This window comes from Ancylobacter koreensis, assembly GCF_023016525.1.
GTDB lineage: Bacteria > Pseudomonadota > Alphaproteobacteria > Rhizobiales > Xanthobacteraceae > Ancylobacter > Ancylobacter koreensis.
Genome location: NZ_JALKCG010000005.1, coordinates 22,877 through 39,484, shown reverse-complemented (window position 1 = coordinate 39,484; position 16,608 = coordinate 22,877). Strand labels below are relative to the sequence as shown.

Genomic DNA, 16,608 nt, shown 5'->3' with positions numbered 1-16,608 from the left:
GTCAATTCCTCCCGTTGGGTGTGATGTAAAGATTTAACACTCGACACGGAAAGGCAATAAATATAATGATTTGAGTGTGTTAAGCTGATAAGGCTTGTAAATTTTACCGGCAGTTTTTGTAAACCGAGCAAAGGAGCGGGCGATGCTCGCCACCACCGAGCCGCGGATCGGAAACCGGGTGCAGCGGCTGCGCCGGGCGAAGCGCGTCTCGCAGGCGGACCTCGCCACCGCGCTCGGCATTTCCGCGAGCTATCTCAACCTCATCGAGCACAATCGCCGGCGCATCACCGTGCCGCTGCTGATGAAGCTGGCCGGCTATTTCGGCATCGAACCGGGCGAGCTGGTGGAGAACGACGAATCCCGCCTCGTCGGCGACCTGATGGAGCTGTTCAGCGACGACCTGTTCGCCGAGAACGCGCTGACCAATCAGGACATTCGCGACCTCGCCACCTCGAACCCGGCGGTCGGGCGCGCGGTGGTGCGGCTGTTCGACCAGTTCCGCTCGCTGCGCGACGCGCACCGCACCGGCACGCCCGGCCCGCTCGACGAGGAGGGCGCCGCCCACCCCGCCACCGACGCGGTGTCCGACTTCATCCAGGAGAACGCGAATTATTTCGCGACGCTGGAGGCGGCGGCCGAGCGCATCCGCCGCGACATCGATTTCGCCTCGGATTCCTTCGAATACGGGCTCAAGACCTATCTCGCCAACGTGTTCGGGCTGAACTGGCGCTCCGCCTCGCTGCCGGCCGGCATCGCCCGGCGCTACGATGCGGGCGCGCATGAGCTGATCACCGCCGAGGTGCTGCCGCCGGAATCGGCGCTGTTCGTGGTCGCGCACCAGCTCGGCCTGCTCGCGGCCTCGCGCCAGATCGACGAACTGATCGAGGCCGGCAACCTCGCGGCCGACGCGCCGGTGGTCACGCGCAACGCGCTGGCGAGCTATTTCGCGGCGGCGCTCATCATGCCCTACGAGCCCTTCCTCGCCGCCTGCCAGGAGACGCGCTACGACATCGAGCGCATCCAGCGCCGCTTCCGCACCAGCTTCGAGCAGGTCTGCCACCGCATGACCACGCTGCAGCGGCCCGGCCGCTCCGGCATCCCGCTGCATCTCGTGCGCACCGACATCGCCGGTAACATCTCCAAGCGCTTCTCGCTGTCGGGCATCCACATCTCCCGCCATTCCGGCGCCTGCCCGCGCTGGAACGTCTACGCCGCCTTCTTCCATCCCGAGCGCATCAACGTGCAGCTCAGCCAGATGCCGGAGGGCCAGCGCTATTTCTGCATCGCCAAGTCGATCACCAAGGGCGGGCACCGGCACAACGCGCCGCGCCGGCACCTCTCCATCGGGCTGGGCTGCCACATCTCGCACGCCCCGCAGATGGTCTATTCCGACGGCATGGACCTGTCCGATCCCTCGCAGACCGTGCCGATCGGCGTCGGCTGCCGCATCTGCCCGCGGCTCGACTGCGAGCAGCGCGCCCAGCCGGCGAGCGACCATCGCTTCACGCTGAACGACACCGAAATGGCCGAGAGTTTTTACGCACAGGCGCGGCGTGGAGTGTGACGCGGCGGGCGAACCTCAGTCCAGCCGCTCCCCGGTCAGTTCGCTCAGCCGCCGGCCCATCTCGTCGCTGTAGCGGCGCACGGCATGCGCCTCGCTCAGGAGGCCGATCACCCGCCCGTCCGGCGCGGTCACCGCCAGCGCATCGGCCTCCGCCTGTTCGAACAGATCCAGCGCCTCGCGGATCGTCGCGGTCGGGGCGAGGCTGGTGCGGGCGAAGCGCAGCAGCGGGCGCAGCGTCGCCGGCGCGGCGTCCGGCGTGTCGCCGCTCTCATAGAGCGTGGCCGGCGCCACCATGCCGGCATAGCGCCCGGCCTCGGTGGCGACGAGATAGGGCGCGGCGCCCGGCGGGTAGCGCCGGCGGGCCTCGTTGATCGGCGTGTCGACGTCGAGCAACGGCACCTCGTGGCGCATCAGCGTCCCGACGGTGATCTCGCGCAGCCAGCCGATATCGTGGGCGCCGCGTATGTTCTCGCCGCGCAGGTGGAAGCGCCAGGTGGCGAAGGAGAAGCCGAACAGCCGGCGCGTCGCCAGCGAGGCGGTGCCCGCCGCCGCCAGCACCGCCAGCGTCAGCGCGAGGTCGCCGGTCATCTCCAGCGCCAGCAGCGTCATCGTCATCGGCCCGCCGACCACGGCGACCGCCAGCGCGCTCATGCCGATCAGCGCATAGGCGGCGTGCGCGGGCACGAGGCCGGGCAGCACGAGTTCCAGCCCGGCGGCGTAGACCCGCCCGGCCATCACGCCCATCAGCAGCGAGGCGAAGAACAGGCCGCCGCGAAAGCCCGAGCCGATGGAAACAGAGGAGGCCGTGACCTTCGCCACCAGCAGCAGCGCCGCCAGTGCCAGCGTGCCGTCGGCGGCGAGATAGTGATAGACCGCCCCGTGCCCGGCCGAGAGCACGGCCGGGTTCCACAGCGCCATGGCGCCGACGATGAGGCCGCCGATGGCGGGGCGCAGATAGGCCGGCAGCGCGGAGCGGCGGAAGCCCGCCTCCACCAGCGTCGCCCCGCGCATCACCGCGATGCCGACCAGCGCGCACAGGAAGCCCAGCAGCAGCACCGCCGGCAGGTCGACAAGCCCGGGCGTGGCGAAGGCGGGCAGCGGCGGGTGCGTCTGCGGCACCAAAAGCTCGCGGGTGAGGGCGGCGGTGAAGGTCGCCGTCATCATCGGCACGAAGGCGGGGATGGCATAGGTGCCGAGCACCAGCTCGAAGCCGTAGAAGGCGCCCATCAGCGGCGCGTCGAAGGCGGTACCGATGGCGGCTCCCGCCCCGCAGCCGACCAGCAGGCGCAGGTCCGCCCGCCGCACGCGGAAACGCCGGCCGATCCACGAGGCGAGGCCGGCGGAGGCCTGGGTGTAGCCGGCTTCCAGCCCCACCGAGGCGCCGACGCCGCTGGAGAACAGCGTCTGCGCCGCCACGATGAGGCTGTCGCGCAGCGACATGCGCCCGCCATGCAGCGCATTGGCCTCGATCGGGTCTACGGGCGGGCTGGCGGCGGTGCGCAGGAAGGAGCGCGCGCAAAGGCCGAAGGCGAGCCCGCCCAGCACCGGCCCCGCCAGCAGCAGCACGGGGGCGATACCGTGGGTGATGGAGAGATGCGCGGCGTCGGGAATGCGGAAGACCAGGACGTGCAGCGCCTGCAGCGCCGCGTTCATCGCGATGACGACGAGCCCCGCCAGCACGCCGACGATGCCCGCCAACGCGACGATGCCGAGCTCGCTCGCGCGCACGAGCTGGCGCAGGCCCTGCGGGACGGAATCGGGGCCGGTATCGCCTGTCATGTGCCGCCCGTCTCGCGCCTCATCGAGACCTGACTAGAGCATTTCCCGATCAGATGGAATCATCTGATCGAAGAGGAAATGCTCCAGTTTATTGAATCTAGAGCACTTTCTTGTCGTTCGGATGGTTCCATCCGAACGGAAAGGGCTCTAGGCAAAGCCGGTGCCGCGCGCAACCGGCTGCGGCGCGCTCACCCTGGGTCACGTCGCCGGTAAGTGATGGCGCGGCGGTCGACCGCCGCCGCGAGCCGCGTAAAGTCGCTCCTGAACTGACAGGATTCGCGGTGCGCCCTTGGCGCGCGCCGCCCAGCATGTGGAGTTTTCCCCGATGTCCGAGACGTCCGACTACACGCCGCCCAAGGTGTGGACCTGGAACAAGGCGAATGGCGGCACCTTCGCCAACATCAACCGGCCCATTGCCGGCGCGACCCATGAGAAGGAGCTGCCGGTCGGCAAGCACCCGCTCCAGCTCTATTCGCTCGGCACGCCGAACGGCCAGAAGGTGACGATCCTGCTGGAGGAACTGCTGGCGCTCGGCCATGCGGGCGCAGAGTACGACGCCTGGCTGATCAGGATCGGCGAGGGCGACCAGTTCGGCTCCGGCTTCGTCGGGATCAACCCCAACTCGAAGATTCCGGCCCTGCTCGACCGCTCCGGTTCGACGCCGATCCGCGTGTTCGAATCCGGCGCCATCCTGCTCTATCTCGCGGAGAAGTTCGGCGCCTTCCTGCCGACCGATCCGGCCGGGCGGGCCGAGTGCCTGTCCTGGCTGTTCTGGCAAATGGGCAGCGCGCCTTATCTCGGCGGCGGCTTCGGCCATTTCTTCGCCTATGCGCCGACCAAGATCGAATACGCCATCGACCGCTTCGCGATGGAGACCAAGCGCCAGCTCGACGTGCTCGACCGACGCCTTGCCGAGAGCGCGTATCTCGCCGGCGAGGATTACACCATCGCCGACATGGCGGTGTTTCCCTGGTATGGCGGGCTCGCCAAGGGCTGGCACTACGGCGCATCCGCCGAGTTCCTCTCGACCCACGAATACACCCATGTGCTGCGCTGGGCCGACGCCATCCTCGAACGCCCGGCGGTCAGGCGCGGGCGCAGCGTCAACCGCATGAACGGCCCGCTCGCCGAGCAGCTGCGCGAACGCCACGACGCGAGCGATTTCGACACGAAGACGCAGGATAAGCTGGAAGCGGCCGGCTGAAGGCAACGAAAAAGGGCGCCCCGCTCGCGCGGGACGCCCCCTCATCGGACCGGCTGCCGTCAGGCGCAGAGCGCGGTGAGCTCGCGGATGTCCCGGACGGCTTCCAGACGGCGGACGGTCTCGATGATCGCCTCCGTCTTGGCCTTGTCCCACTTGGCGAACTCGGCGCAGCCGCGGAACTTGTCGGCCGCCTCGTCATAGGTCATCGGGTTGGCCGGGCTGCCCTTGCCGAAGTCCGAGCGGCCGGAAATGGTGCGCCCGTCCTTCATGTGGATGTCGATGATGGTGGTCATCTTGTCGTAGCCGGCGGCCTCGGCCTCCGGGTGGACGTGGAAGTTCACCCGCTCGATCATCGCCTTGACGTCCTCGCGCTCCACCGTCTCGTCGGTGAATTCCGGCAGGCTGCCGCGCCCGTCGAGCAGCAGGATCGCCATGCAGAACTCCATGGAGAACTTGGCCTGGAGCTCGTTCTTCGGGCGGTGGTGGATCAGCGCGTTCGGCATGTTCTGGTTGGTGCCGACATCGACGCGCTCCACATCCTCGGCCTTGATGCCGTGGGTGCGGATCAGCTCCAGCATCTTCGTCATGCCGGGATGGGTGAGCGAGCCCGACGGATGCGGCTTGATGGAGACGCCGGGGGAGGCGAAGGTCCAAGGCGCGCCCAGCTTGCCGACGATGGCGTCGGCGTCGAAGCCGCCGCCCGCCGCCTGGAAGAAGCCGCGCGGAGCTTCCAGGATCTTGTCGGTGGTGGTCCAGCCGAGTTCCGCGAAGTCGGCCGCCACCACGCCGCTCTCCGAGGAGCGGCCGGCGTGGAACGGCTTCATCATGGTGCCGAAGTTCTCGCGCAGGCCGGCCGACTGGCTGCCCGCGCAGCCGAAGGCGCGCACCATCTGCTCGACGCTCAGCCCCTTGATCTTGCCGGCGGCGGCGGCAGCAGCGTAGGTGCCGCAGGTCGCGGTGGCATGGAAGCCGTGCTGGTAGTGGCGCGGGTTGATCGCCTCGGCGATCTTGCACTCCACCTCGACGCCGAGATGATAGGCCAGCATCATGTCCTGGCCCGAGCGCCCGCCGGCCTCGGCGACCGCCAGCGCCGCCGGCAGCGCCGGGGCGGTGGGATGGGTCAGCAGGCCGTAGACGCGGTCCTTGGCGACGGCGAGCTGGGTGTCGTCATAGTCGTCCGCATGGATGCCGACGCCGTTGGCGAAGGCGGCGAAGCGGGGCGGCACCTTCAGCGAGGTGCCGATGACGGTCGCCGGGCCTTCCTTGATGCCGAGCCCGTCGAGATAGGCCTGGATGTACTCGCCGCTCTTGGCGACCGAGCCGGAGAGGGCGAGGCCGATGCCGTCGAGGATCGACTTCTTGCCGAGTTCGATTACGTCCGCCGGCAGGTCGGCATAGGTGGTGCCGACCACGAACTCGGCGACGTCCTGGGTCAGGCCTTCGACGATCGGCTGGGCCTGGGCGGGATTGGTCTGGTGCAGCGTCATGGTGCGTTTCCTGTTCTGTCGTTCGACGCGCTCAGGCGGCGTTCGCGGCGGAGGAGGGCAGGGCGCCGATGATGGCATCGGTGAGTTCGCGGGTGCCGGCGGTGCCGCCGAGGTCGCGGGTGAGGCTGTCGCGGCGGGCGAGCACGTCCTCGATGGCCTTCTCGATGGCGCCGGCGGCGGCTTCTTCGCCCAGATGGCGCAGCATCATCGCGCCCGACCAGATCTGGCCGATGGGATTGGCCACGCCCTTGCCGGCGATGTCCGGCGCCGAGCCGTGCACCGGCTCGAACATGGAGGGATAGTCCTTCTCCGGGTTGATGTTGCCGCCGGGCGCGATGCCGATGGAGCCGACCACTGCCGGGCCGAGATCGGAGAGGATGTCGCCGAACAGGTTGGAGGCGACGATGACGTCGAACCAGTCCGGGTTGCGCACGAAATGCGCGGTCAGGATGTCGATATGGTACTGGTCGGTGGTGAAGCCGGGATACTCCTTGGAGATCGCCGCGAAGCGCTCGTCCCAGTACGGCATGGTGTGGCTGATGCCGTTCGACTTGGTGGCGGAGGTGACGTGCTGCTTGCGGCCCTTGGCCAGCTCGAAGGCGTAGCGCATCACCCGGTCGCAGCCGCGGCGGGTGAAGATCGACTGCTGCATTACCAGCTCGTCGTCGAGCCCGTCATAGAGCCGGCCGCCGATGGAGGAATATTCGCCCTCGTTGTTCTCGCGCACGACATAGAAGTCGATGGAGCCGGGCTCGCGGCCCTTGAGCGGGCTCTCGACGCCGGCGAGCAGCTTCACCGGGCGCAGGTTCACATACTGGTGGAAGCCGCGACGGATCGGGATCAGCAGGCCCCAGAGCGACACGTGGTCCGGCACGCCGGGAAAGCCGACGGCGCCGAGGAAGATGGCGTCCTTGTCGCGGATCTGGGCAAGGCCGTCGGCCGGCATCATGGCGCCGGTCTTGGCGAAGCGCTCGCAGCTCCAGTCGTAATGGGTCCAGTCGAAGGAGAAGCCGCCAATGCGGCTGGCCGCCTCCAGAACGCGCTGCGCCTCCGGCACCACCTCGTTGCCGATCCCGTCTCCGGGAATGACCGCAATGGAATAAGTCGTCATGGGAACTCCTGAATATCGCTGGCAGCCGGCACCGGCACATTAAGCCGGGGAGGACAGTGTTCAACGAACCGACAACTGTCAACACTTTTCAGAAAAACAGCGCTTTGAAAACCTCCCCGGGCGGCTCCGACTTAGTCTCACCCTGTCGTTATGCCTACTGAATTTGTGAGGATTTTATCTCGTTGCAACGCAGCAGACGCGTTGCCCCAACGGAATGAATGTCGCGTGGCAAATAGGGCATCGTTGTCGTCATAATCGTCATCAGTGTTGACAATTTTCGATTCAACGGGCCAGATTGCCGCATGCTCCGCCGCTCGCCAGCCAATTCCGTCCGCACCCCGCGCACCGCATCCTTCGTGCCGGTGATCCAGCGCGAGATCGAGCGCATGATCGGCACGGGCGAACTCACCAGCGGCACCCGCATCAATGAGAGCACGCTGGCGCTGCGGCTCGGCATCAGCCGGGGCCCGGTGCGCGAGGCCTGCCGGGCGCTCGAACAGATCGGCCTGCTGCGCAGCGAGCTCAACCGCGGCTTCTTCGTGCGCGAGGTCAGCACCAAGGAGGCGCTCGACCTCTACGACATCCGCGCCGGCCTGTTCGGCACCGCCGGGCGGTTGGCCGCCGCCATCGTCACCACGGTGCAGCTGCGCGACCTCGAAGAGCTGATCGCCCGCATGGACGCGGCCATCGAGGCGCCGGACATCGCCACCTTCTACCAGCTCAACAACGAGTTCCATCGGCACGTGGTGGTCGCCTCCGACAACGCCAAGCTGATCGAGCTCTACCCGCTGCTGGAGGCGGAGCTGCACCTTTTCCGCCGGCGCGGCCTCGTGCTGCCGGGCTCGATGCGCACCTCGAACGACGAACACAAGGCCATTCTCGACGCCCTGCGGCAGAGCGACGGCACCGGCGCGGCGCGGCTGCTGGAGCGGCACATCCTCGCCGGCAAGGCGCGCTTCCTGCGCACGCTCGAAGACGACAGCGCGACGGAGGGGCGGCCCGGTCCGCTCGATCCGCGCAACACCCGGTCGAAAGACCGGCCATCCAACGACAGATAGTCAGACAGGTGATTCCATGACGCGCACTTCCTCCTCCCTCCCGGTCCTCGCCCTGGTGCCCGGCGACTGCACCGGCATCGGCCCCGAGCAGACCGCCCGCCTGCTGGCCGAAGGCAGCCTGCGTGACGTGGCGCGCCTCGTGGTGGTGGGCGATATCCGCGTGCTGGAGATGGGCGCGCGCCATGCCGGCGTGACGCTGAACACCAAGCTTTATCCCTCGCCCAAGGCGGTGGACTGGAGCGCGCCGGAAATCCCGGTGGTCGACCTCGGCAATATCGACCCGGCCGCCTTCGAGCTCGGCGTCGCCAACCCTGATTCCGGCCGGCTGACCGGCGACACGCTGGCCCGCGCCATCGACTTCGCCAAGGCCGGCGAGGTCGAGGGCGTGTGCTTTGCCCCGCTCAACAAGCAGGCCATGTTCAACGGCGGCTGGCGCTTCCCGGACGAGCACAAGATGTTCGCCCATCTGCTCGACCACAAGGGCCCGTTCAGCGAGATGAACGTGCTGGAAGGTCAGTGGATGACGCGCGTGACCTCGCATGTCTCGCTGCGCACCGCGCTCGATCAGGTCACCTTCGATTCCATCTGCCGGGCGCTGCGCCTCGCCGACGACACCATGCGCAAGGCCGGCATCGACAAGCCGCGTATCGCGGTTGCCGCGCTCAACCCGCATGCCGGCGAGGGCGGGATGTTCGGCACGGAAGAGATCGACTTCATCCGCCCGGCCGTCGAGGCGATGGCGAAGGAAGGCATCGACTGCACCGGCCCGTTCCCCTCGGACACGGTCTATATCAAGGCCTTCAGCGGCGCCTTCGACAGCGTGCTGGCCATGTATCACGACCAGGGGCAGATCGCGACGAAGCTAAAGGGCTTCAACAAGGGCGTGACCATCACCGCGGGGCTGGAGATCGTGTTCACGACCCCCGCGCACGGCACCGCATTCGACATCGTGGGCAAGGGCATCGCCGATATCGGCGCCTTCCAGTCCGCCGTGCGCCTCGCCGCGCGGGTGGCCTCGCGCAAGAACGAGGCGCGCGCGGCGGCGTGAGGGGCAACCCGTCTGGCTCGGGCTCAAGCTGACCCACGAAACGACGTCATCCCCGGGCTTGACCCGGGGATCCACGTCTTCGCCTCGGCTCCAGCCGGTGACGAAAAGTCAGTCGATACGGGACGCCGCGCCGTCGACGGCGGCGATGAGGCGGCGCTTGGCGAGGGCGACGTGGCGCCAATGCGTCATCTGCGCCCGGTCGCCGTCGCCGGAGGCCAGCGCCTCCAGCATGGCGCGATGCTCGCGGTTCGACACGGCGAGCCCGCCGCCCTGCACCAGCGCGCGGGCGCGGAACAGGTGAAGCTTGTTGACGAAGCGGTGATATTCCGCCTGCAACGTGCGGTTGCCACACGAGCCGACAATGAGATTGTGGAAGCTGAGATTGAGCGGGTAGTAGTCGTCGAAGCTGCCGCGCTCGGCAACGGCGTCCATCTCGTCGACCATGCGGGTGAGCTGTCCGAGCAACCCGTCGGTCATTCGCTCGGCCAGCAGGCGCCCGGCCTGGCCGAACAGCGCGGCGCGCACGTCGTAGATTTCGACGGCATCTTCCACCGACAGGCGGCGCACGAAGACGCCGCGATTGCGCACCACCTCGACGAGGCCCTTGGCCTCCAGGCTGCGCGTCGCCTCGCGGATCGGGCCGCGACTGGTGCCGAAGCGGTTCGAGAGGTGAATTTCGTTGATCCGCTCGCCCGGCTCAAGCTCGCCCGTGAGGATGAGCCGCTCCAGCTCCTTTTCGAGCGCGCTGGTGAGCGAGACGCTCTTCACCACGGAGAGGTCGGCCAAATGGTTTGAATCGCTGCCCATGCTCATCCGTCGATTGTAGACAATCAGGAATCGAAAGGCTCTTAATTTCTGCGCGTCGCGCCCGGTAGAAGGATGGATGCGGCATTTTGTCTTCGAAATACCAGAGGGGCGCCGGCGCCAGGCCCGCCGCCCCTCGCAGTTCCGCCCTCGCGGGCGTTCAGGCCGCCACCGGCGCGCGCTCGCGCATCGCCGCCAGAATGCCTTCCACCATGTCGCCCTGCGTGCCGGTGCCGAGAATGTCCGGCGTGCGGGTGGCCGGATCGGCCAGCGCCGCCTCGATGCCGGCCTTCATCAGTTCCGAGGCGCGCGCGGCGGCGGGGATGCTCCGGCGGCGGCCGAGCCACTCGATGAGCATGCGGGTGGATTCGATCATCGCATAGGGATTGGCGATGCCCTTGCCGGCGATGTCGGGCGCCGAGCCGTGCGTCGCCTGCGCCATGGCGATCTCGCCGCGTCCGATGCACAGGCCCGGCGCCATGCCGAGCCCGCCGACCAGACCCGCCGCCTCGTCGGTGAGAATGTCGCCGAACATGTTGGTGGTGACGACGACGTCGAAGCGCTGGGGCTCGCGCACCAGCTTCATCGCGAAGGTGTCGACGATCACCTCCTCGATGGCGACGTCGGGGAATTCCTTCCCCGCCTCGTAGCACTCCTCCACGAACATGCCGCAGCCGAGCTTGAACACCGTGTTCTTGTGCACGACGGTCAGCCGCTTCTTGCGCGCGCGGGCGATCTCCAGCGCCGCGCGGGCGACCTTGCGGCTGCCCTCGCGGGTGATGACGCGCACCGAGATGGTGGTGTCGTGCGTCGGGCGGAACTCGCCCGAGCCGGCAACCACGTTGCGGTCCGGCTGGAAGCCCTCATTGTTCTCGCGCACGATGACAAGGTCGATGTCGTCATAGAGGCAGCCCAGCCCTGGATAGGAGCGGGTGGGACGCACATTGGCGAACAGGTCGAAGCTCTTGCGCAGGATCGGGTGCGGATTGATCGCCTCCGGCACCTTGGGATAGGCCATGTGGCCGATCGGCCCGAGGATGAAGCCGTCGAGCGTGCCGAGCGTCTCCAGCGTGCCGGGCGGCATGGTGTGGCCGAGCTCGTCCAGCGCCTTGCGGCCGAGCGGCATGGGCCGCCAGTCGATGGCGAGGCCGCTCGCCCGCGCCGCCGCATCGGCGATGGCGTGGGAGGCGGGCACGATCTCGTGGCCGATATCGTCGCCGTTGAGGACGCCGATGCGCAGGGGGGCGTGGGTCATGGTGCTCCCCTCACTCCGCCGCGTTGCGCAGGTTCGCCGGCACCGAGGCGCGGGCGACCTCGCCGGCGTCCGCCAGCTCCGGCAGGCGCCAGGCCAGCGCCATCAACTGCTTCGTCACCTCGTCGCCGACCACGAGGCCGGACTGGTGGGCGAACTTGCGCTCCAGATGCGCGTTGCTCAGCGGCTTGTCGTGGCTGCCGATGGCGCGCTCGATGGTCTTCTCGATCGTGCGGCCGTCCTCGAATTCGACCTCGATCACCACGGAGGCCTCGTGGATCGAGGTGTCCGAGGTCGCATCCACCTTGTCGCGCAGGGCGATGATCTCGGGCGCGTTGGCGGCCTCGTCGGTGAAGGCGGTGGGCGAACCGTCGCCGCGCAGCAGGGCGCAGGCGGCGGCGTGGAAGACGCTGAACTTGGTCTCCAGCCCGGTCTTCGGCGTGCGTTTGCCGGTCAGCTCCAGCACGAGGGGGTGGGTGCGCAGGCGCACGGCGGCGATCTTCCCGACCTCGGCGCCCAGCTCCTCGCGAAGCTGCTGGCAGCCGTCGATGGTGGGGTGGATGACGATGCCGCAAGCGAAGGGCTTGTAGGAATTGAGCCCGGCTTCCCAGGTCTCGCCCAGACCGCCAAGGATCTCGTTGTAGTCCTGCTTGGTGGAGAGCACGTTGGCGAAGCCGCGCGGCGCCTCGATGGCCTGCAGCGAGCTGTCGAAGCCGGCCTTGGCGAGGAAGGCGGCGAGCGCGCCGTTGCGGGCGGCGGCGCCGGGATGCAGGCTCTTGCACATGGTGCCGAACATCTCGCGCAGGCCCGAGGCCTGCGTCGCGGCGATGCCGAGCGCCCAGGTCATCTGCGTCTCGTCGAGCTTGAGCAGGCGGCCGACGGCGGCGGCGGCGCCGAACACGCCGGTCGTGCCGGTGATGTGCCAGCCGCGGTCGTAATGCTCGGGATAGACGCTGTTGCCGATACGGCATTCGACCTCGACGCCGACGATCAGCGCGTTGAGGAAGTCGGCGCCGGAGACCGGCATGTATTCCGCCGTCGCCAGCAGCGCCGAGGCGACCGGGCCGGCGGGGTGGATGATGGTCTTCAGATGCGTGTCGTCATAGTCGAGCACATGCGAGGAGATGCCGTTGATCAGCGCCGCGTTCGGCACGTCGAGGCGCTCGCCGCGCCCGATCACGGTGGCCTGCGGCCTGCCGGCGAAGGGCGAGATGCCGGCCAGCGCGCAATCCACCGTCTCATGGCGCGCGCCGCCGACGGCGCAGCCCAGCCAGTTGAAGAAGGTGCGCACGCCCTCGTCGCGGACGGAAGCGGGGATGTCGTCGAGCCCGGTCTTCACGATCCAGGCGGCGAGCTGCTTGGTGACGTCTTTTTGGGACATTCTGTTCTCCTTTAAACGAGGCCGCGCGCGATGCCGCCGTCGACATTGATGGCCTGGCCGGTGATGTAGCTGGCGAGGGGGCTGGCGAGCCAGGCGACCATGACGGCGATCTCCTGCGGCTCGGCGAAACGCTTGAGTGGAATCTCGTGCGAGAATTCCGCGTAGATCTCCTCCACCGGTACGCCGCGCTCCGCCGCCATGCGGGTGGCGCGGTTGGTCCAGAGCGCGGTCTTGGTGCGGCCGGGGCCGACACTGTTGATGCGAATGCCGAGCTCGCCGAGTTCCAGCGCCAGCGTCTTCACGAGGCCGAGCAGGCCGGCCTTGTGGACATTGGTCATGACCTGATGCGCATAGGGCATCTTGGCGGCGGCGGCGCCCAGCGTGACGACGGCAGGCGCTTCGCCCTTCGCCAGGAGCGCGGTGCCCGCGCGCACGGTGCGCACGGTCGAGAGCACGTTGAAGCGGTAGCTGGCGAGCCAGTCCTCGTCCGCGAGCGTGGCGAAGTCGGCGCGCACGCTGCCGCCCACCGCGCTGACCAGCACGTCGAGCGCGCCCCAGCGGGTCGCGGCCTGTGCCGCCAGCGCCTCGGCGGCGTTGGGGTCGTCCACCACATCGGCTACGAAGATGTCCGGCGCGCGGCCGGTCGCGGCTTCCAGACGCCGGGCAGCGGCCTCCAGATTGTCGCGGCTGCGCGAGGCGATGATCACCTGCGCGCCCTCGCGCAGCAGGATCTCCGCCGTCGCCTCGCCGATGCCGTAGCTGCCGCCGACGATGACGGCCCGGCGACCGTCAAACCCCAGATCCATAATGACTCCTCAAGACGAAGCGGTAGACCCGGAAGACGATGAGGATGGTCGACGAGATCACCGCGATGCGGACGATGTGGAAGGCCGTCACCAGCTCGGCGTCGGCATGCATGGCCTTGGCGGTCAGCACCATCTCGGTGATGGCGGCCGGCGCGAGGGCGAGGAAGCTCGTGGTCAGCGGCAGGCCGGTGGCCAGCGCCAGCACCTCGGCCCCGGCGAGCGCGGCGAAGATGAGCAGCACGCCCACCAGCAGGCCCGAGGCGGCGACACGCGGCAGGCGCACGAACAGCTCGCGCCGGAACCGCATGCTCAGCCAGACGCCGATCATGATCTGCGCGGCGACGATGAGGATGCCGGGCACCGCGACGTTGAGCAGGCCCGAGGCGCCGAGCGCCGCGCTCGGCAGCAGCGAGCCGAGCAGCCAGGGATTGGGGATGACGGTCGGGCGCAGCGCCTGCGCCCCGAGATAGGCGACGACCAGCCCGAGCGCGAGCAGCAGAAGATCGTGCGAGGTCGCGGGGTCGGCCGTGTTCACATTGCCCGGCTCGCCGAAGGCGAACACCATGAAGGGCACGATGGACACCACCGTCGTCACGCGCAGGGCGTGGACGATGGAGACCGCGTTGGTGTCGCCCCCGCGCGCCGCCGCCACCACCGCCATGTCGGCCATGCCGCCGGCGGCTGTGGCGAAGAAGGCGGTGGTCGGGTCGATGCGGGCCAGCGGGCGCATGATGAGCGCGCCGATGAAGGTGGCGAGGATGATGTAGAGCGTCGCCACCAGCATGGCCGGCAGCAGTTCGAGCGAGACGAGCAGCAGATGCGGCGTGAAGCGCATGCCGATGGCGAGGCCGACCACCACCTGCCCGATCTCGCGCAGATGTGGGCCGGCCTGCAGCGGCACGCCGGACACGTTGAGCAGGCCGCAGACGAAGAGCGGCCCCAGCATCCAGGGCAGGGGGATATGCGCGAGCGAGGCGGCGTAGCCGGCGGCCGCGCCGATGGCGTAGGTGACGAGGAAGCGCAGCCACCAGCGCAGTCGGGGCGAGGCGAGCAGGCTCGATTCGCCGGAATCCTTCGGAATCTCCGCCATCAGACCGCCGCCGCCTCCGCGGGCGCGCGCCCTATCCCTGCGCCCGCGCGGACCCGCGCGCGTGCTGGAGATGAGGCGGGCAGGGCCCGGCTGGCGACGCGGTGGACGAACATGACAACCTCCCGACGGCCCGTCTCACAGCGGCGCACCGCCGGCGGAACCCGGCCGGATTGAGACAGCATCAATGACAACTGTCAACAGATCGTGCGCGATGCGGACGGCTTTCGCGACCCCTGCGGCGGCCTTGGGAGCGGGGAAAATATTGGCGGAAAAGGCAATGATCCCGCCGGCTTGACCCGGTACGGCCGGGGAATTCGCTTCCGGCTCTCAGCAAATGTGTTGACAGTTGACGGGCGGGGATACAGTCTCGTCCTGCCTAGTCCACGTGGCCGAGAACGCAATGCGTCCGGCCGACCGATCGAGATGGAACGGCGGGAGGAAAACATGACAGATTTCACACGCAGAGACGCCTTCAAAATCACCGCGGGCGGCCTCGCGGCGGCCAGCGGGCTTGTCGCGATGCCGTCGATCCTGCGCGCCGCGAACTATCCGACGCGCCCGATCAACGTCATCGTGCCGTTCGCCACCGGCGGCTACAATGACCGCCTGTCGCGCGCCTTCTTGACCTTCCTCGAAAAGGAGGTGGGGCAGCCGCTGGTGATCGTGAACAAGCCCGGCGCGGGCACGCAGCTCGGCAATTCCTACGCGCTGAACCAGCCGGCCGACGGCTATTCCATCCTGTGCACCTCGGCAGCGCCCTATATCCCGCTGACCGTGCTGCTGCAGAACGCGCCGTACAAGGTCGAGGACTTCTCGATGATCAACCTGCCGTCGCGTGACTACACGCTGGCGGCGACCTCCTCCAACGGCCCGGTCAAGACCTTCGCCGAAGTGATCGAGAAGCTGAAGAAGGACCCGTCCAGCCTCAGCATCGGCGTGCAGCCGGCCTCGGCCGACTACGCCAACATGGTGCTGGCCTTCCAGGCGGCCGATATCGATCCCACCAAGCTGCGCATCGTGACCTATGACGGCGGCGGTCCGGCCCGCAACGCGACCGCCGGCGCCCAGGTCGATGTCGGCTTCGTCGGCGGCGAGGGCTTCCTGCCGCTGAAGACCAAGATCCGCCCGCTCGCCATGTTCGCGGCCGAGAAGGTGGAATGGTATCCCGACGCGCCCCTGATCGGCGCGAGCGGCCTGAAGCCGGACTTCGTGGAAGGCTCGCAGCGCGGCTGGGCCGTGACCACCAAGCTCAAGAACGAGCAGCCGGAAATCTACAAGTTCCTCGTCGGCGCCATCGAGCGCGCGAGCAAGAACCCGGCGGCCATCGAGGCCCTTAAGCTCCAGGAGCTCGCGACCACCTGGTACGGCCCTGAGGCGTCCGACAAGGCGTATCTCGACAACGCCGCCAAGATGGCCAAGTACGTCGACCTGCTGAAGTAGGCCGCACCGACGGGGGCGGGCCGCGCGTGTCGCCGGCCCGCCTTCATTCTCACTCCCCCGTCTCATGGAGCTGATGATGCGTATCGGTCGGCAAACCTACGTCATCGACTACGGCCATCTGGCACTCATCACGCTGATCGCCGGCGCGGTCTTCTGGTACCTCTTTGACGCGCGGAGCGTGTCGCTCAGCGTGAACAATCTGCTGCTGGTGCAGCCGGTGGCGATCTTCGCGCTGGCCATGTACCTGTTCATCCTTCCCCAGTGCTTCCGCAAGGTCGACGCCGTCGCGGCGCCCAGGGCGGGCGGCGAGAAGGACCCCTTCGCCATCGAGGTCTCCACGGGGCACTCGGACATCATCCGCATGGTGGCGCTGGGCGTGTCGCTTGGCCTGATGGTCTTCCTGCTCGACGTCATCGGCTTCGATATCGCTATTTTCCTGTTTGCGGCGGCGGCGATGGCCATCTGCGGCGAGCGGCGGCCGGTGCATCTGCTGGTGTTCTCGCTCGCCGTCACCCTGGTCACGATCTACGGGTTCCGCGCCCTGATCTCCTATCCCATGCCCACCACCCTGCTGTGAGGCGCGC

Annotated in this window: 14 protein-coding genes; 6 read left to right on the top strand and 8 right to left on the bottom strand. The window is 68.2% G+C overall.

All coding sequences use genetic code 11. The annotated features are described in order from the left end of the window. Window positions 1–142: 142 nt before the first annotated feature. Window positions 143–1,564 carry a helix-turn-helix domain-containing protein gene (locus MWN33_RS12955; RefSeq protein ID WP_247201323.1) on the top strand — a complete coding sequence of 474 codons (1,422 nt, stop codon included), beginning with the start codon at window positions 143–145 and terminating at the stop codon, window positions 1,562–1,564. Between the two features lie 15 nt (window positions 1,565–1,579). Here the strand turns inward: MWN33_RS12955 and MWN33_RS12950 are convergent, their stop codons facing one another. Next, window positions 1,580–3,343 carry a chloride channel protein gene (locus MWN33_RS12950; protein ID WP_247201320.1) on the bottom strand — a complete coding sequence of 588 codons (1,764 nt, stop codon included), beginning with the start codon at window positions 3,341–3,343 and terminating at the stop codon, window positions 1,580–1,582. Window positions 3,344–3,668: 325 nt separating this feature from the next. Here MWN33_RS12950 and yghU point away from each other — a divergent pair, with 325 nt between their 5' ends. After that, on the top strand, window positions 3,669–4,547 hold the full coding sequence (yghU, locus tag MWN33_RS12945; protein WP_247201318.1) for a glutathione-dependent disulfide-bond oxidoreductase: 879 nt from the start codon (window positions 3,669–3,671) through the stop codon (window positions 4,545–4,547). 59 nt (window positions 4,548–4,606) lie between these two features. Here the strand turns inward: yghU and MWN33_RS12940 are convergent, their stop codons facing one another. Next, entirely contained in the window at window positions 4,607–6,034 is a 1,428-nt protein-coding gene (locus MWN33_RS12940) for an MmgE/PrpD family protein (protein WP_247201305.1), read from the bottom strand. A 31-nt stretch (window positions 6,035–6,065) separates the two neighbouring features. Then, on the bottom strand, window positions 6,066–7,145 hold the full coding sequence (locus MWN33_RS12935) for a tartrate dehydrogenase (protein ID WP_247201303.1): 1,080 nt from the start codon (window positions 7,143–7,145) through the stop codon (window positions 6,066–6,068). Window positions 7,146–7,447: 302 nt separating this feature from the next. Between MWN33_RS12935 and MWN33_RS12930 the strand changes: the two genes are divergently transcribed. After that, a complete protein-coding gene (locus tag MWN33_RS12930; RefSeq protein WP_247201295.1) occupies window positions 7,448–8,203 on the top strand; it encodes an FCD domain-containing protein in 756 nt (251 codons plus the stop codon). A gap of 16 nt (window positions 8,204–8,219) precedes the next feature. Next, on the top strand, window positions 8,220–9,251 hold the full coding sequence (locus MWN33_RS12925) for a PdxA family dehydrogenase (RefSeq protein WP_247201290.1): 1,032 nt from the start codon (window positions 8,220–8,222) through the stop codon (window positions 9,249–9,251). 108 nt (window positions 9,252–9,359) lie between these two features. Here MWN33_RS12925 and MWN33_RS12920 read toward each other — a convergent pair whose 3' ends face one another. The 5 genes from MWN33_RS12920 to MWN33_RS12900 form a co-directional block, all read right to left on the bottom strand. Beyond that, on the bottom strand, window positions 9,360–10,058 hold the full coding sequence (locus MWN33_RS12920; protein ID WP_247201289.1) for an FCD domain-containing protein: 699 nt from the start codon (window positions 10,056–10,058) through the stop codon (window positions 9,360–9,362). Window positions 10,059–10,215: 157 nt separating this feature from the next. Next, window positions 10,216–11,310 (bottom strand): isocitrate/isopropylmalate dehydrogenase family protein, encoded by a 1,095-nt coding sequence (locus tag MWN33_RS12915; RefSeq protein ID WP_247201288.1) that lies wholly within the window; start codon window positions 11,308–11,310, stop codon window positions 10,216–10,218. 10 nt (window positions 11,311–11,320) lie between these two features. Then, window positions 11,321–12,688, bottom strand: coding sequence for an MmgE/PrpD family protein (locus MWN33_RS12910; RefSeq protein ID WP_247201287.1), 1,368 nt, complete (start codon window positions 12,686–12,688; stop codon window positions 11,321–11,323). An 11-nt stretch (window positions 12,689–12,699) separates the two neighbouring features. Beyond that, window positions 12,700–13,494, bottom strand: a complete 795-nt coding sequence (locus MWN33_RS12905; RefSeq protein ID WP_247201286.1) for an SDR family oxidoreductase — start codon at window positions 13,492–13,494, stop codon at window positions 12,700–12,702. Then, the gene (locus MWN33_RS12900; RefSeq protein WP_247201285.1) at window positions 13,478–14,584 is read right to left on the bottom strand and encodes an AbrB family transcriptional regulator; all 1,107 of its coding nucleotides are present in this window, start codon (window positions 14,582–14,584) and stop codon (window positions 13,478–13,480) included. The genes MWN33_RS12905 and MWN33_RS12900 overlap by 17 nt, the downstream gene beginning before the upstream one ends. Window positions 14,585–15,028: 444 nt before the next feature. Between MWN33_RS12900 and MWN33_RS12895 the strand changes: the two genes are divergently transcribed. Together MWN33_RS12895 and MWN33_RS12890 are read left to right on the top strand one after the other, a co-directional pair. Next, the gene (locus tag MWN33_RS12895) at window positions 15,029–16,024 is read left to right on the top strand and encodes a Bug family tripartite tricarboxylate transporter substrate binding protein (protein WP_247201284.1); all 996 of its coding nucleotides are present in this window, start codon (window positions 15,029–15,031) and stop codon (window positions 16,022–16,024) included. Window positions 16,025–16,097: 73 nt separating this feature from the next. Further along, window positions 16,098–16,601, top strand: a complete 504-nt coding sequence (locus tag MWN33_RS12890) for a tripartite tricarboxylate transporter TctB family protein (RefSeq protein WP_247201283.1) — start codon at window positions 16,098–16,100, stop codon at window positions 16,599–16,601. Window positions 16,602–16,608: the final 7 nt, after the last annotated feature.

What these genes read in the sequence shown, in the direction of transcription:
- MWN33_RS12905 (WP_247201286.1), bottom strand. Translation starts at nt 13,494, where the DNA reads ATGGATCTGGGGTTTGACGGTCGCCGGGCCGTCATCGTCGGCGGCAGC.
- MWN33_RS12920 (WP_247201289.1), bottom strand. Translation starts at nt 10,058, where the DNA reads ATGGGCAGCGATTCAAACCATTTGGCCGACCTCTCCGTGGTGAAGAGC.
- MWN33_RS12925 (WP_247201290.1), top strand. Translation starts at nt 8,220, where the DNA reads ATGACGCGCACTTCCTCCTCCCTCCCGGTCCTCGCCCTGGTGCCCGGC.
- MWN33_RS12930 (WP_247201295.1), top strand. Translation starts at nt 7,448, where the DNA reads ATGCTCCGCCGCTCGCCAGCCAATTCCGTCCGCACCCCGCGCACCGCA.
- yghU (WP_247201318.1), top strand. Translation starts at nt 3,669, where the DNA reads ATGTCCGAGACGTCCGACTACACGCCGCCCAAGGTGTGGACCTGGAAC.
- MWN33_RS12895 (WP_247201284.1), top strand. Translation starts at nt 15,029, where the DNA reads ATGACAGATTTCACACGCAGAGACGCCTTCAAAATCACCGCGGGCGGC.
- MWN33_RS12915 (WP_247201288.1), bottom strand. Translation starts at nt 11,310, where the DNA reads ATGACCCACGCCCCCCTGCGCATCGGCGTCCTCAACGGCGACGATATC.
- MWN33_RS12940 (WP_247201305.1), bottom strand. Translation starts at nt 6,034, where the DNA reads ATGACGCTGCACCAGACCAATCCCGCCCAGGCCCAGCCGATCGTCGAA.
- MWN33_RS12910 (WP_247201287.1), bottom strand. Translation starts at nt 12,688, where the DNA reads ATGTCCCAAAAAGACGTCACCAAGCAGCTCGCCGCCTGGATCGTGAAG.
- MWN33_RS12950 (WP_247201320.1), bottom strand. Translation starts at nt 3,343, where the DNA reads ATGACAGGCGATACCGGCCCCGATTCCGTCCCGCAGGGCCTGCGCCAG.
- MWN33_RS12900 (WP_247201285.1), bottom strand. Translation starts at nt 14,584, where the DNA reads ATGGCGGAGATTCCGAAGGATTCCGGCGAATCGAGCCTGCTCGCCTCG.
- MWN33_RS12890 (WP_247201283.1), top strand. Translation starts at nt 16,098, where the DNA reads ATGATGCGTATCGGTCGGCAAACCTACGTCATCGACTACGGCCATCTG.
- MWN33_RS12935 (WP_247201303.1), bottom strand. Translation starts at nt 7,145, where the DNA reads ATGACGACTTATTCCATTGCGGTCATTCCCGGAGACGGGATCGGCAAC.
- MWN33_RS12955 (WP_247201323.1), top strand. Translation starts at nt 143, where the DNA reads ATGCTCGCCACCACCGAGCCGCGGATCGGAAACCGGGTGCAGCGGCTG.